The sequence below is a fragment of the Ruegeria sp. CDSB013 genome, from assembly GCF_059611165.1.
The window spans coordinates 242,133-255,765 of record NZ_JBXWPA010000001.1 but is presented as its reverse complement, the minus strand read 5'-3'; the positions used below and the strand labels follow the sequence as shown (position 1 = coordinate 255,765).

Below are 13,633 nucleotides of genomic sequence, written 5' to 3'. Positions count from 1 at the left end.
CCCCCCCAAAAAAACTTAGGGCGTTTTAACGTGCTCTTTCCACCAGTATCTGGTCATAATCACCATCCATGTGTGCAGTTTTTCAACCGATATTCGCCGCTCGACCTTCCGACATTTCAGCCATTTCGACGGCCTTGTCTATCAAGAACAACGCCTCCATCTTGGTTTTGGCTTTTAGCATAACTTCTTCGCTCACCTGGAAGCCAATTGGCCGGCCTGAAGTGGCATCACCGGAAATATCTTTCAATGCTTCCGGAAGCGGAGCACCCAACTGGTCCACTCTCAAGTCAATTTGATTGTCGTAGATCACCAAGAACACGCCATTCCCCCAATAGGTCGCCACTTTACGCCCTTCCTGATTAGCTGACAGAACTGCTGTGCCAGCTAAAGTCATGGCACTACGGAATTCACTGACCGTGCTCGTCTTATAGATTTGTTCAGCGCCTGTGCATTTAACCGCCACAAGTTTTGCAGCCATGGAGTGCATCGTTGAAAGCTGAATTACGTAGTTCTCAAATTCAGCTAACCCAATGAATCCGGGCAATTCTCCGAAACATTGCGGATCACTTAAGCGAACGTCCGGACTATTGTCAAAACACAACTCAAAATCCGCTTCAGCTTCGAGCACCTCGATTGCGGCTCTGCGTTCCGCTGCCATCCTATACGCGTCGGACAACCTCTGCTTCAGATCAGAGAACTCAAAAGGCTTTGTAACGTAGTCTGTGGCCCCAACTCCGAATGCCTCGTCGATGTACTCTTTTTGTACCATGGCGGTCACCATGATAATGGGCGTGTACGTGTGTTCTGGTAGTTTTCGCACTTCTTCGCAAAGAGTAATGCCGTTCATTTGCGGCATCTGCACATCCAGTAGCAAGCAGTCAAACGCTTCGTTAGGTCTCGACAGTATTTCAATGGCCTCCCGCCCACTTCTGGCGGTGACGACATCTTTATAACCGAACGCGTCCAGAACTCTATCTAGCAACTCCAGGATACTCGGATCGTCATCTACAGCAAGTATACGCATAACTTTTCACCAACCTTTTGCACCTCACCAAACGTTAGGCATTGCAGACTTAAGGCAACGTTTGGCCGGCGCATAAAACACTCAGGGTTTCTTCATCCTCTCTTACGAAGGCGGCAAAACGGTGACATAAGGCGGGCTTCCTTATGTCTGTGCATTTTTTTTAATTTGCACAATATTTTCCGCGCAAGTGCGCATATTGAAAAAGTAAATCCCTCAAATTCTTGATGCCATTTTGATTTTACTCCTATCAGCCGTCACGGCTGCCTCGAAACATTATCGGAGAGCGAGACGGCGCCTGATCCATCGTGGATTCGAAAGGAATACGCAAAAGAAGCTGTCTTTTTTCAAAATGTTGCCAGGCGCGAGGAAATAAATGAAGCCTGCGGGAGAAAATAACAGCCAAGAACTATCTAAAGTTTTTGGTCAGTCAGTAAACTCAACCAAAGGGAGGGAGGAGATTTAGACACACCTATCCATCTATTCGGACAACTACCGCATAGGGTTGTGGACTTGCTGAACTGAATCTTGCCATAAGTGTGTCAAAAATATGAGTAAAATATGGACAGACCACTCAGGTATAAGCAGACATACCCGCTCTCGGAGGGGTTTCCGAAACTAACACCTGCTAACGGGACTTCAGGCGCACCAAGTGCTTTGGCGCGACTAGAAATTTTTGCTGTCAAAAGCAGTCCGCCAACGTCACGTGGTGACATTGGAAATATTCGCGCGACTACACTTAGTTTTCGCAATATTTACGAGTATGGCACCCTGCTGGCAAAATACCTTGAAACCAGAAAGTCAATTTTCATTGACCAGTTAAAGTGGCAAGTTGGTGAAGCTGACGGGATGGAATTCGACCAATACGACACGCCAGCCTGTCGATGGATTGTGTTGCATGAATTCGGTGAAGTTTTAGGCGGTGTGCGACTTCTACCCACGACCGCAGAATGCGGCGTATATAGTTATATGCTGCGCGACGCGCAAAGAGGTATCCTTAAAGGAATACCATCTGACGTTTTATTTATGGACGCCCCGGTAAAGCACTCTGTTTGGGAAGCATCCCGTTTCTTCGTGGCAAAGGATGTTGCATCGTCACGCAGGCTGCTGGTTCAACAGGAGTTGTTTCACCAGATGACTACTGTCGCGATGGAAGGTGGTGCGACCAGCATACTGGGCATCGTCCCCTCAGTCTGGGCACGGTGGTCACGGCGACTGGGCATCAATGCCTCGCCTGTCGGCGCAAAGTTTTCCATCGATGGCACCGTCAGTCAGTCAGTTTTGTTCAACATCCATAAGTAAATGGAACCACTCAGCCACTAGAGCGTCTTTTGTACTCTTGGACGCTCGGCGCAGATTTCTTAGCAACTATGATTGATTTTCAGACTATTGGGAAACCGCGGCTGTTTTGCATGTTAGTGGGGTTTCCAGAATTGATGTTTGGACTTCCAACCGTTGTTCAATTCCGTCGTTTTGCGGTCTTAGACTGCTCTTAGGCACGAACACATTGCCAAAAAAAATGTTAAGAGAATGCGACGGTAGTTCACAACAATAACTGGCAACTCGTCGTTGAAGCCGCTGGCGCCAAATAAAGGTCAAGAAAAAACCCCTTTCTACGACGATTTTCTCCATTTTTGCCGCTGTTTCGACCCACTCGCCTCATAAGTTTAACCCGTTATGAGGATATCGGTGGTTCACCAGTTATGAGACATTCCACATTCGTAAGTGATCGGTTCCAAAAAAAGTTGGAGCTTCGAGCACAAAGAAAGACCGCGCTTGCTGTTCTGGCGGTTGATGATGATCCTGACATTCTGAAATTGCTCCAATCAGCACTTCCTGAACTCGAAAACTGCAAAGTGGTTGCCGCCAGTTCAGCTGATGAAGCGCTTCGGCAGATAGAAGCAGCGGAATCCCCATTCGACTGTCTGCTTGTTGACATTCAGATGCCCGGAACCTCTGGGATAGAGTTGCTTTCGCAAATCCGAAACTTGCCGGACAATCTGGAAACACCTGTTATAATGTTAACTGCTCTAGATGACAGGCAGAGCATCGAGAGGGCATTTTTAGAAGGCGCATTTGATTACATAACTAAGCCCTTCGACTTCTTCGAATTGCGCAGCCGTATGAACGCCGCCCATCTTCTAATGATGGAGAGAAAGAAAACACAATCCTCTTCAGCGTCGATAGAAAGTCTTCGTAGTGAACTGGATTTTAATCAGAAATTCAGTTTTGAAGACCCCCTGTCTATCGACGAGCAGGAACAATGCTTGGGGTATGTCGAGTTCGACAACTATGTGGAGCAGCTTTCACGGGGGCGCCGATTTGACTCCTGGGTTACAGCAATCAAATTTCGCGATGCGGGGTACCACTTTGATCTGAGGGAATTTGGAGATTTTCGGCGCGCTGTTTCCGACATTGGATTTTGCATTCAAAAGACAACACAGGCCGCCGGAGGAATCTATTCCTATCGAGGGAGTGGCGTTTTTCTCGTTATTACACATGGACGGGAACGCACCCTGAATATTCCAACCGAAGCTTTTCTAAACCAGGAACTAAGGACCGTTCTCAGTAACCGATGCGCCTCTGTCCATCTTAAGGTGGTGAAGAGTACACCGGTGTCGCTTCGTTCAATTACAAAGGTTGGAGCATTCGCATCTTTGGACACCGCTGTTAAAATGGTGAATCTTCGTGAGACCAATCTCAGAAAGGGCCTTGTTGCGACCTGCCCCTCGATTTCAAAGCACACGCCGCATCGCAAAGAAATGGCCAACAATAGATTGTTTGATACCGTCCTGCGTGAAATGTACGGCGATGACACTTACCTCACTCGCCGGTAGCAAGCTTTGTCTTTGGCAAAGGCCGACCTCGAACAGAAGTCGAGCACTAGGGTTTAGATATTAACTTTAGTCGCGAACCCGTTCGGCATTGAGGATGAGTGGGCCACTGGTACGCATGGTGAACGTCAAAACTGGTTCCGGTATTTCTGACTCAGTAGTCGAAAAATTTATTCTACGGAGCACCGAAGCCATAAGCACCATGATCTCAGTTTCAGCGTACTGAGCGCCAATGCAGATTCTGGGACCATCTCCGAACGGAATGTACTGACCTCGAGGCAGTGTAGATCCCAGGAACCGTTCCGGCCGATAGTCGTTGGGAGCATCCCATAATTTTTCATTTCTGTGCAAAGAGTAAACTGGGAAAAACAACGCATCGCCATTTTCAATCTTTACCCCTTTAATTTCAAGATCCGCAGCTGCGTCTCTGGCAAAAAACGCGGCGGAGGGATAAAGCCGCAGCGTCTCTTTAACATGCGCGCGCAAGAGTGGCATTGCCTCCAGGTCCGAGAATTCCAATAGGCCTTCTGGGCGAACAGATCGAATTTCTTGTCTAACCCTTGCTTGCATATCTTGGCGCAAGGCCAGCAGATAGTATCCCCAGGCCAATGCGTTAGCGGAAGTTTCATGACCAGCGACGACAAAGGTCAAAAGGTTGTCAACAGTTGTCGCTTCATCTTCGAAATCGGTTTTCAAGGCCTCAATCATGAAATCGAGGAAGTCCAATGGCTCGCTACGGCCTTCGGCCCGACGCTGATCTATGACCCGTCTGGCGAGGTCTCGCATATTAGTAACCGGGGCCAAGCTGCGTAGCCAATTTTTCCGCGGCAACCACTTTGGCAAACCCATTAAATCGAAAAGGGACAGATCAGAAATGTACTCGAAATACTTGATCAGCCCCACTCGTACCTGCTCTGAACTGACTTCCTTATTACCTGAAAAAATCACTCTAGAAATATTCGTCAATGTTGATGCAGGCGCAATTTGTGCAATATCTACAGGGCCTTCGTGTTCCGCCAATGAGTCTGCAATCTCGACACCAGTCTCTGCAAAATGCCGAGCCAGAACCGGGAGGTTTCTGGCGGCGAACAATGGAGAATACCTTCGCCTCTGCTGACGCCATTTTTCCCCTTCTGAGAGTATTAAACCGTTGCCTACAGCCGATCCAATAATGTCTTTGGTGAACTTGGCTTTGGGAAACGAACGGCCCTGTCCGACGAGTAATTCGGTTACCATTTCAGGATCGCAGATATAGTGTATGTTCAAAGGTCCACGAACATAAGTTTCACGCAGAGTTTCTGCCGGGATGACTTCAAACATGTTGCGGCCAGCTGACCTTGCAAACTGAAGCAGTGTCACCGGCTTGGTCGCAAGCCTAGCGGTAACAGGAGCGACAGTACCCTGCCTCAACTTCGCAATTTCAACTGCAGTCAAACCCCAACCCTTTTAGAATTATTCCTTCTTTCGGACACATTAAGGTGAAAAAATTCCCACTTAGCAACGAGATCCTCGATTTTGGGTACCCTGCTCTGCAATTGTGCAAAAATTTGCGGTCTCCTATACCAAAAACTTGCGTGAATCGCCCAACAATCGCGATAGGCGTCAAAGGATTGGTGCCAAACTGTGAACCCAATTTGGACCAACTAAGTCCTCATTATGCCGGTATTGGTACTTTCCAAGCGCGAAAAACGAAGACATTTGGATGACAGCCATCGACGCCAATCTGCCGGACCGGGATTCCGGTGAAACGGAAAACCGGCTTCTGCAAAACATCATAGATTATACTGCCATGAGCTTTGCGCTTCTGTGGCAGCGGCAGGCTATTTATCTGGCCACGACCATTTTGACTGCGTTCTTCTTCGATCCCTTTAACGCCATGCTGTTCTATGGGACGATCCTCATTTGTGAAGTGCAAGATTTATTGCTGGCCAAACGCGTACCGCGCTTAAAGCCAGACCAGCACAAAGCAATAGGTATGATGGTTGTTTGGATTCTGTTGAACACGGTCCTGAGCTCAGCCGCAATCTGCCTGTACGCAGTTTCAGTTGCTTTCGCACAGCCCGCCGGTGGTCACTTTACGCCAATGTTCTTCTTGTTTGCTGCGGCGTTGTTTGCAGCAATGAACAACCATCAGTTTCTGTGGGCGATGATTGTCCGTTTGGCCATGTACGGCGTTTCGTTCATGTTGATTGTCGTCAAGGATATCTGGATCGAACGCCCCGAGCTTTCATCTGAACTCTGGCTGCACTTCTTCACCGTTATCTTTGTAATGTATTTTCTGATCGACTGTTCGATGGTGTTTCTGAAGCTCTACCGCAGGAATTTGGAACAACTCGAAAAGCTCAAAGCAGAGCACGAAAGAACAAAAGCGGCCTACATTGCAAAGACTCAGTTCATATCGACAGTCAGCCATGAGCTGCGTACGCCTCTTACATCGATCAAGGGGTCACTTGACCTAATCAACACAGGCGCATTGGGTGAAGTTCCAGATTCAATGCAAAGCCTCATACACTTAGCGTGCAAAAACAGCGAACGGCTAGCATCACTTATCAATGATGTGCTGGACATCCAAAAAATGGAGGCCGGTGAAATGAACTACCGTGAAGGAACTATTGATGTACATACGCTGGTTCAGGAAGCGATTTCCGTTAACACCGGTTACACCAGTGCTCACAACGTAGAAATTGTGGAGGACATAAGGGGAAACAAAGATCTGTTCGTTAAAGGTGATGCGTCCCGCCTTCTTCAAGTGTTGGCCAACATGATCTCCAACGCAGCCAAATTTTCCCTTGATGGAGGCGAGATAACGGTCGGATGCGAAAAAGTCCGTGGGAAGATTCGCCTCTTCGTCAAAGACCACGGCATAGGGATACCCGAGGGGTGCCAGGACAAAGTCTTCGATCGTTTTTCACAGATTGACTCTTCCGATGAACGTCACGCAGGCGGTACAGGGCTCGGGATGCACATTTCAAAAGAAATTGTGGAGCATTTTGGAGGAGAAATAGACTACAGAAGCAAACTTGGTGAAGGCACAGAGTTTTTTATTATGCTTCCCGCCATAAGCGGGCATGAAGTAGGTACCGCCGGAGACGAGCAGACCTCACTACCCTGCGCCATGCAATCCAAGCAACATTAGCGGAATCCTACTGAGCAATTTCGATGGCACATCACCGTACTACTTCGAAGCAATCCCATGGTTCCCGAGCGGATTTTCCATGGTAGAGTTAACCCTAAAATCACAAGACCTCGTGGCACACTCGAAACCGCCTGTGGTGAAAAGAGGGATTCTGCGTAATGCCAATGCAACTCCAAAAAGAAAATGCTGTTCCGATCATGCGATCGGAACAGCAAACTCGTTACTAAGTACATTTCCTAAGATGCGGTAGGTTCACAACTTTCGGCAAAAAGGCCTCCTACTTGCAGGCCGCGATATCACAAGATTTATATTAAGGTATGAACTATCCAAGCACTGAGAATTTCTCGTGTTTTGTTCGTTTCCGCTGTTCCAAATGATAGAAACTGGAAACAAAGAAGCCAATGGCCACCAAACTGTTAACGTTTTTCAGCTTACCCATCGATTCGGCACTCTCTATTTGAACTAATTCACTCGTTGTCCTGCGCTTAAATATCCAGCATGTCGAACAACATCGGCTTCGGGGGTTCCCGATTAAGGTTCAGGATAGCGGCTACAACTTCGCGGGCCTCTCCACGGGCTTCTAGGCTTTCCCCCACTAGCCGACGGGTCCAGCTATCGTCGGGGTCCAACCCTTGAACACCCGCCATTTAATGCTTTGCAAGTTGCTGGGCGTCGATGAACTTCTGAGTGGCAGATCTAGTGGCAACCTCAGGTTGCCGCCTGTACGTAAGCAAACGATGCCGTTCAATTTATGCGTAATCGATGCGAAAATATTGCGTAAAGGTCTACGAAACAGTTGAAATTACAGTGATTTTTTTGAGCTTCACTCCGAAAGGTATTGTTTTTATTTTCAATAACTTACAAGATATGGTGCGGTCGAGAAGACTCGAACTTCCACGGGTGTTACCCCACAGCGACCTCAACGCTGCGCGTCTACCAATTCCGCCACGACCGCACTGCCAATGACTTGGTAGAGGGGCATATAGACGGTGGTGAGCAGGTTGTGAAGAGGCAAAAAACACGCCGATTTGAATTCCGCGGTGCCATCCATATCTGTACTGCAGACAGCGTATATTTCCCCCTTCCCCGGAGCCCGCCCATGACCGCGCAAGATCCCCGCCCAATTGTCCAGATTGATATCGTCTCAGACGTCGTGTGCCCCTGGTGCATCGTGGGGATTCGCCAGCTTGACCTGGCTTTGAAAGAACAAAACGTGCTCGCCAATCTCAGATGGCATCCTTTTGAGCTGAACCCCAATATGCCGCCGGAGGGCCAGAATCTGCGCGAACATATTATGGAGAAGTATGGTTCGACGGTCGAGCAGAGCCAGCAGGCCCGCGATCGGTTAACCCAGATCGGCGCCGAACTTGGCTTTACGTTCAATTTCAATGACGACAGCCGGATGGTAAATACGTTTGCCGCACATCAGCTGCTGGACTGGGCCGAAACGCAAGGCCGCCAGCATCCGTTGAAGACGGCCCTGTTCGAGGCTTATTTTACCAATCAACAGGACGTATCCCAATCCCAGGTCCTTCTTGATGCGGCCCAAGCGGCGGGTCTGGATCGGGACGCCGCCAAAGCGGCTCTGACTTCGGGCGATCACATTGCGTCGGTTCGCGAAAAGCAACAGTTCTGGACCAGTCGTGGTGTTTCAAGTGTTCCGTCGATGGTGTTTGCTGGCAAGTACCTGGTGACCGGTGCGCAAGGGGCTGAAACCTATTCTGACCTGTTGCAGCGGTGCCTGACCGAGGCTGCGTGACCTCTTTTCTTCGCCCTGCCCCGGCGGTAAGGAGCACTTATGGAATGGAAGATCACTGACGGGCTGACCGATTACAATGACGCCGTCGCCTTCATGGAGGCGCGCGTGGCTGCAATTGCGGCCGGAGAAGCGGATGAGTGTGTGTGGCTGCTGGAGCATCCGCCGCTATACACCGCCGGCACCTCAGCCCGGATCGAAGACCTGACCGACCCGGATCGCTTTCCGGTCTTTGAGGCCAAGCGCGGCGGTGAATACACCTATCACGGCCCCGGCCAGCGCGTGGCCTATGTGATGCTGGATCTGAACAAACGCGGCAAGGATGTGCGTCGTTTCGTCAAGCAACTGGAAGAATGGGTGATCGCAGCGCTGGCCGAGTTCAACGTGCATGGTGAAATCCGTGACGGTCGCGTCGGTGTTTGGGTGCGGCGCAACGACAAACCACTGACCGCTTCGGGCCAACCTGCCGAGGATAAGGTAGCGGCGATCGGATTGCGCCTGCGCAAATGGGTCAGCTTCCACGGCATCTCGATCAATGTCGAACCTGACCTCGAGCATTTTTCAGGTATTGTCCCCTGCGGCATCACCGAACATGGGGTTACGTCGCTTGTCGATCTGGGGTTGCCGGTCACCCTGGTGGACGTGGACACGGCCCTGCGGAATACTTTTTCAGAGGTTTTTGACCTCGATAGGGCCTGAATTGATACCCGCGAATCGTTCAGAGTCCATGTGCTGTTAACAATATCGCGATTTTTGGCAGCTCTGTTTCCACATTGGACCGAAATTTCCCAATATTTGCAGTGCAAAATGAGCAAATTAGCCAAAAGCTCACTCAAATAGATACATCCCGCGTATTTGGGAGTAGTATAGACTTACCGTTCTTAGAGTGAGTGGTGTGTTAACCGGTGATCTTGGGTCATCCCGAGTAATCGGAAAGGTATTAGTTAACGAGTCTGCCGTTCCGACCCCAAATCGGAGCGGCAATTCACATTCAACTCTATGGATTCTCTTCTGTATGCCCGAAACGTGACGACCCGACACACGCGCGGTCGATCTGCTCAAGCTCAAGCGTGGTGTGACCAATGGCAAATCGGTCGCGGAGCGAATGTCTGACGCTGGCTCTCACCCCTTCCGCATCAGCCCAGGCCGCCGCGTCCACGACCAGATGGGCCGTTAATGCAGGCTCTCTCTCCTGCATGCTCCACAAGTGGATATGGTGAACCTCGGACACTCCGGGTATGTCCTCGATGGCCGAGGCAACTTCTTCCGGGTCCAGTTCGGGGGGCGCTGCCATCATCAGAACGCGGATCGTTTCGCCAATTTCACTTTTGACATGCCACAGTATGTAGACCGAAATCAGGATCGTGACGGCGGGGTCTACCCATGTCCAGTTGAACAGGATCACCGCGGTACCGGCAATGATCACAGCCACCGATCCCAAGGCGTCCGCCACGTTGTGCAGAAACGCCGCCCGGATGTTCATACTGTCCTTAGCCATCGAGTAAGTCAGCGCAGCCGTGACAAGGTCCACAATCAAAGCCAGCGCCGCAATCCAGACGACCATCCAGCCGTTAACCGGCTCAGGCTCAAAAAACCGCATCACACCCTCGTAGAACAAGTACACCGACAGCACGACCAGAGTGGTGTAGTTGACAAGCGCGGCCACGACCTCGGCCCTGCCATAGCCAAAGCTCATCCGTGGGTCGGCAGGTCGGCGGGCTATTTTGCGGGCAAAAAAGGCGATGACCAACGCGATGGCGTCAGAGAAATTATGCAGGGCGTCAGCGATCAACGCCAGCGACCCTGAAAAAATGCCCCCAATGACCTGTGCCAGCGTCAGGAACATGTTGACGGCAATGGCCCAAGCAACGCGCGCGTCTCCTGCCTCCGGGTCTATGTGATGGTGCGCGTGGCTGTGCCCCTTATGAGAGTGATCATGTGCCATCTGAAATGTTTGTCCCTTGTTACGGCTGCACATTGCATGTAATTCCTCTAGTAACTAGAGGTTCAAGAGCCCTGAGGAAGAAAGATGTATTCAATTGGGTTTCTGTCGCGTCATACGGGTATCAAGGTTCCGACCATCCGGTTTTATGAAGACAAGGGGCTGTTGCCGCGGCCGGACCGAACAGCGGGTAATCAGCGCCGGTACGACGACACTGCATTGAAACGGCTGCATTTTATTCGCCATTGCCGCGATCTGGGTTTACCGCTGACCGATGTCGTAGGTTTGCTGTCTCTGGAAGGCACGTCTGGCCGCGACCTTAACCAAGCGCATGAAATTGCCGAAAGACAGCTGGCCGACCTGCGGGACCGTATTTCCCGCCTGCGCAGTCTTGAGGCCGAACTGACCCGAATTTCCAAAGCCTGCGATGGCAAGCACGACCATGTCTGCGCCGTGCTTCACGCATTTGGAGATCACAGTGAGTGCGCGGGGCCACAAACGCACACGAAGTAACTACCTCCCAGTTAGCTCAGCGCAGCTTTGATCTTTTCGGCATGCTGCGCGATCAGGTCGAAATCGCCCATCGTTCCGGGTGCCCGCACGGCAACACCATCATGGCGTGGCAGGATATGGAAATGCAGGTGGAACACCTCCTGCCCTCCGGCAGCCTCGTTGAATTGCTGGATCGTGACCCCGTCCGCATCAAACGCTGCGACGACGGCCTTGGCCATTTTCTGGACCGTTGCGGTCACAGCAGCCAGTTGTGCAGGCGTTGCATCCAGAATGTTGCGGCAGGGGGTTTTGGGGATCACCAGCAGATGCCCGTCCGCGCGCGGCATGATATCCATGAAAGCCACCGTATCGTCATCTTCGTATACTCGGCTCGAAGGGATTTCTGCGCGCAAAATCTTGGCAAAAATATTCTCGGGATCATAAGCGGTCATTTCAATTCTCCGATTAACGCGTTGCCGACAGTTCTGCGGCGCACCCTGGCCCGGGTCAAGCGGGGAACGCAATTCCCAGCCGCCCCCTTGAATTCGAGGCGCTGATACCCAGATGAATGCGGAATTTGGTGAAAATTTCGCGGGTCGCCCTCCTGCCCGCGACAATTAATCTTGATCCAGATCAAACTCGACCATTGAAGGTCGTCCCCCCGCAATCTAAAACCAGCAGGAATCCCGCGCGTTGGAGAGGTCCAACTGCGCGGTGCAGTTGCAACAGGAGGCACCTATAATGGCAGACGCAGCCATTCATGGTCACGACCATGAAGACCAGCGCACATTTTTCCAGCGCTGGTTCATGTCGACCAACCACAAGGACATCGGGATTCTATACCTGGTCGTCTCGGCACTTGCCGGTCTGATTTCAGTTCTGATGACTGTTGTCATGCGGATCGAATTGATGGAACCCGGGGTGCAGCATATGTGCCTGGAAGGCTTCCGACTGTTCGGCAGCGGAGCCGAGCTCTGCACCCCTAACGGACACCTGTGGAACGTTATGATCACCTACCACGGTGTTCTGATGATGTTCTTCGTGGTCATCCCCGCGCTTTTCGGCGGATTTGGCAACTATTTCATGCCGTTGCAGATCGGTGCACCGGACATGGCCTTCCCGCGGATGAACAACCTGTCTTTCTGGCTTTATGTCGCTGGTACGTCGCTGGGTGTGGCCTCGTTGCTGAGCCCCGGTGGTAACGATCAGCTCGGTTCGGGCGTAGGCTGGGTTCTGTACCCGCCGCTGTCGACAACCGAAGGCGGCATGTCCATGGACCTTGCGATCTTTGCCGTGCACGTATCGGGCGCCTCCTCGATCCTCGGCGCGATCAACATGATCACCACCTTCCTGAACATGCGTGCCCCGGGCATGACCCTGTTCAAGGTGCCGCTGTTCAGCTGGTCGATCTTTGTCACCTCGTGGCTGATTCTGTTGTCCCTGCCGGTTCTGGCGGGCGCAATCACCATGTTGCTGATGGATCGCAACTTTGGCTTCACCTTCTTTGATCCCGCCGGTGGCGGCGATCCGATCCTGTATCAGCACATCCTGTGGTTCTTTGGCCACCCGGAAGTGTACATCGTGATCCTGCCTGGGTTCGGCATCATCAGCCACGTCATCGCAACCTTCTCGCGCAAGCCGGTCTTCGGTTACCTGCCGATGGTTTGGGCGATCATCGCGATTGGTGTGCTGGGCTTTGTCGTGTGGGCGCACCACATGTACACCGTTGGCCTGTCACTGCGTCAGCAGGCGTACTTCATGCTGGCCACGATGGTCATTGCGGTGCCGACCGGGGTTAAGGTCTTCTCGTGGATCGCGACCATGTGGGGCGGTTCGATCGAGTTCAAGACACCGATGCTGTTCGCCTTCGGCTTCCTGTTCCTGTTCACCGTTGGCGGTGTGACCGGTGTGGTTCTGTCGCAGGCCGGTGTGGACCGTGCGTATCACGACACCTATTACGTGGTTGCGCACTTCCACTACGTGATGAGCTTGGGTGCCGTGTTTGCGATCTTCGCGGGCGTGTACTTCTACTTCTCGAAAATGACAGGTCGTCAGTACTCGGAATTCTGGGGCAAAGTTCACTTCTGGCTGTTCTTCATCGGCGCCAACCTGACCTTCTTCCCGCAGCACTTCCTGGGCCGTCAGGGCATGCCGCGTCGTTACATCGACTACCCTGAGGCATTCGCCCAGTGGAACTTTGTATCGTCGATTGGTGCGTTCATCTCGTTCGCTTCGTTCCTGCTGTTCTTCGGCATCGTGATCTACGCCCTGCTGCGCGGCGCGAAAGAAACACGTCCGAACCCGTGGAACGAATACGCGGACACGCTGGAATGGACCCTGCCTACCCCGCCGCCCGAACACACGTTCGAACAGCTGCCAAAGCAGGAAGACTGGGATAAAGGCCACGCCCACTAATCCCGGCAATATAGACTGACAAAGCCCCGCAGATGCG

At 51.7% G+C, this 13,633-nt stretch carries 12 protein-coding genes and 1 tRNA gene; 7 read left to right on the top strand and 6 right to left on the bottom strand.

The window, feature by feature from the left end:
* Nucleotides 1–82 precede the first annotated feature (82 nt).
* The gene (locus tag AC2FJF_RS01325; RefSeq protein ID WP_496722243.1) at nucleotides 83–1,024 is read right to left on the bottom strand and encodes a response regulator; all 942 of its coding nucleotides are present in this window, start codon (nucleotides 1,022–1,024) and stop codon (nucleotides 83–85) included.
* A 558-nt stretch (nucleotides 1,025–1,582) separates the two neighbouring features.
* Here AC2FJF_RS01325 and AC2FJF_RS01320 point away from each other — a divergent pair.
* Both AC2FJF_RS01320 and AC2FJF_RS01315 read left to right on the top strand, forming a co-directional pair.
* A complete protein-coding gene (locus AC2FJF_RS01320; RefSeq protein WP_496722241.1) occupies nucleotides 1,583–2,323 on the top strand; it encodes an acyl-homoserine-lactone synthase in 741 nt (246 codons plus the stop codon).
* A 401-nt stretch (nucleotides 2,324–2,724) separates the two neighbouring features.
* Nucleotides 2,725–3,858 (top strand): response regulator, encoded by a 1,134-nt coding sequence (locus tag AC2FJF_RS01315; protein WP_496722239.1) that lies wholly within the window; start codon nucleotides 2,725–2,727, stop codon nucleotides 3,856–3,858.
* 66 nt (nucleotides 3,859–3,924) lie between these two features.
* Here AC2FJF_RS01315 and AC2FJF_RS01310 read toward each other — a convergent pair whose 3' ends face one another.
* Complete coding sequence (locus tag AC2FJF_RS01310) at nucleotides 3,925–5,175, bottom strand: cytochrome P450 (RefSeq protein ID WP_496722237.1); 1,251 nt, start codon at nucleotides 5,173–5,175, stop codon at nucleotides 3,925–3,927.
* Between the two features lie 382 nt (nucleotides 5,176–5,557).
* Here AC2FJF_RS01310 and AC2FJF_RS01305 point away from each other — a divergent pair, with 382 nt between their 5' ends.
* The gene (locus AC2FJF_RS01305; RefSeq protein WP_496722235.1) at nucleotides 5,558–6,991 is read left to right on the top strand and encodes a sensor histidine kinase; all 1,434 of its coding nucleotides are present in this window, start codon (nucleotides 5,558–5,560) and stop codon (nucleotides 6,989–6,991) included.
* A gap of 485 nt (nucleotides 6,992–7,476) precedes the next feature.
* Here AC2FJF_RS01305 and AC2FJF_RS01300 read toward each other — a convergent pair whose 3' ends face one another.
* Nucleotides 7,477–7,638 (bottom strand): hypothetical protein, encoded by a 162-nt coding sequence (locus AC2FJF_RS01300; RefSeq protein ID WP_496722233.1) that lies wholly within the window; start codon nucleotides 7,636–7,638, stop codon nucleotides 7,477–7,479.
* Between the two features lie 221 nt (nucleotides 7,639–7,859).
* A tRNA-Leu gene (locus tag AC2FJF_RS01295) sits at nucleotides 7,860–7,946 on the bottom strand.
* Between the two features lie 144 nt (nucleotides 7,947–8,090).
* Between AC2FJF_RS01295 and AC2FJF_RS01290 the strand changes: the two genes are divergently transcribed.
* Complete coding sequence (locus tag AC2FJF_RS01290; RefSeq protein ID WP_496722231.1) at nucleotides 8,091–8,750, top strand: DsbA family oxidoreductase; 660 nt, start codon at nucleotides 8,091–8,093, stop codon at nucleotides 8,748–8,750.
* A gap of 39 nt (nucleotides 8,751–8,789) precedes the next feature.
* A complete protein-coding gene (lipB, locus tag AC2FJF_RS01285; RefSeq protein ID WP_496722229.1) occupies nucleotides 8,790–9,446 on the top strand; it encodes a lipoyl(octanoyl) transferase LipB in 657 nt (218 codons plus the stop codon).
* A gap of 298 nt (nucleotides 9,447–9,744) precedes the next feature.
* Here lipB and AC2FJF_RS01280 read toward each other — a convergent pair whose 3' ends face one another.
* Entirely contained in the window at nucleotides 9,745–10,692 is a 948-nt protein-coding gene (locus tag AC2FJF_RS01280; protein ID WP_496722227.1) for a cation diffusion facilitator family transporter, read from the bottom strand.
* A gap of 84 nt (nucleotides 10,693–10,776) precedes the next feature.
* On the opposite strand from AC2FJF_RS01280, the gene AC2FJF_RS01275 reads away from it, so the two are divergent.
* The gene (locus tag AC2FJF_RS01275; RefSeq protein WP_496722225.1) at nucleotides 10,777–11,202 is read left to right on the top strand and encodes a MerR family transcriptional regulator; all 426 of its coding nucleotides are present in this window, start codon (nucleotides 10,777–10,779) and stop codon (nucleotides 11,200–11,202) included.
* Between the two features lie 11 nt (nucleotides 11,203–11,213).
* Here the strand turns inward: AC2FJF_RS01275 and AC2FJF_RS01270 are convergent, their stop codons facing one another.
* Complete coding sequence (locus tag AC2FJF_RS01270) at nucleotides 11,214–11,633, bottom strand: HIT family protein (protein ID WP_282118720.1); 420 nt, start codon at nucleotides 11,631–11,633, stop codon at nucleotides 11,214–11,216.
* A 289-nt stretch (nucleotides 11,634–11,922) separates the two neighbouring features.
* On the opposite strand from AC2FJF_RS01270, the gene ctaD reads away from it, so the two are divergent.
* Complete coding sequence (gene ctaD / locus AC2FJF_RS01265) at nucleotides 11,923–13,596, top strand: cytochrome c oxidase subunit I (protein ID WP_496722223.1); 1,674 nt, start codon at nucleotides 11,923–11,925, stop codon at nucleotides 13,594–13,596.
* The last annotated feature ends 37 nt before the right edge of the window (nucleotides 13,597–13,633 follow it).

Bases quoted from the DNA above. Each gene is read 5' to 3' on its own strand.
- AC2FJF_RS01315 (WP_496722239.1), top strand. From the start codon at position 2,725: ATGAGACATTCCACATTCGTAAGTGATCGGTTCCAAAAAAAGTTGGAG.
- AC2FJF_RS01300 (WP_496722233.1), bottom strand. From the start codon at position 7,638: ATGGCGGGTGTTCAAGGGTTGGACCCCGACGATAGCTGGACCCGTCGG.
- AC2FJF_RS01275 (WP_496722225.1), top strand. From the start codon at position 10,777: ATGTATTCAATTGGGTTTCTGTCGCGTCATACGGGTATCAAGGTTCCG.
- AC2FJF_RS01310 (WP_496722237.1), bottom strand. From the start codon at position 5,175: ATGTTTGAAGTCATCCCGGCAGAAACTCTGCGTGAAACTTATGTTCGT.
- lipB (WP_496722229.1), top strand. From the start codon at position 8,790: ATGGAATGGAAGATCACTGACGGGCTGACCGATTACAATGACGCCGTC.
- AC2FJF_RS01320 (WP_496722241.1), top strand. From the start codon at position 1,583: ATGGACAGACCACTCAGGTATAAGCAGACATACCCGCTCTCGGAGGGG.
- AC2FJF_RS01305 (WP_496722235.1), top strand. From the start codon at position 5,558: ATGACAGCCATCGACGCCAATCTGCCGGACCGGGATTCCGGTGAAACG.
- AC2FJF_RS01325 (WP_496722243.1), bottom strand. From the start codon at position 1,024: ATGCGTATACTTGCTGTAGATGACGATCCGAGTATCCTGGAGTTGCTA.
- AC2FJF_RS01290 (WP_496722231.1), top strand. From the start codon at position 8,091: ATGACCGCGCAAGATCCCCGCCCAATTGTCCAGATTGATATCGTCTCA.
- ctaD (WP_496722223.1), top strand. From the start codon at position 11,923: ATGGCAGACGCAGCCATTCATGGTCACGACCATGAAGACCAGCGCACA.
- AC2FJF_RS01280 (WP_496722227.1), bottom strand. From the start codon at position 10,692: ATGGCACATGATCACTCTCATAAGGGGCACAGCCACGCGCACCATCAC.
- AC2FJF_RS01270 (WP_282118720.1), bottom strand. From the start codon at position 11,633: ATGACCGCTTATGATCCCGAGAATATTTTTGCCAAGATTTTGCGCGCA.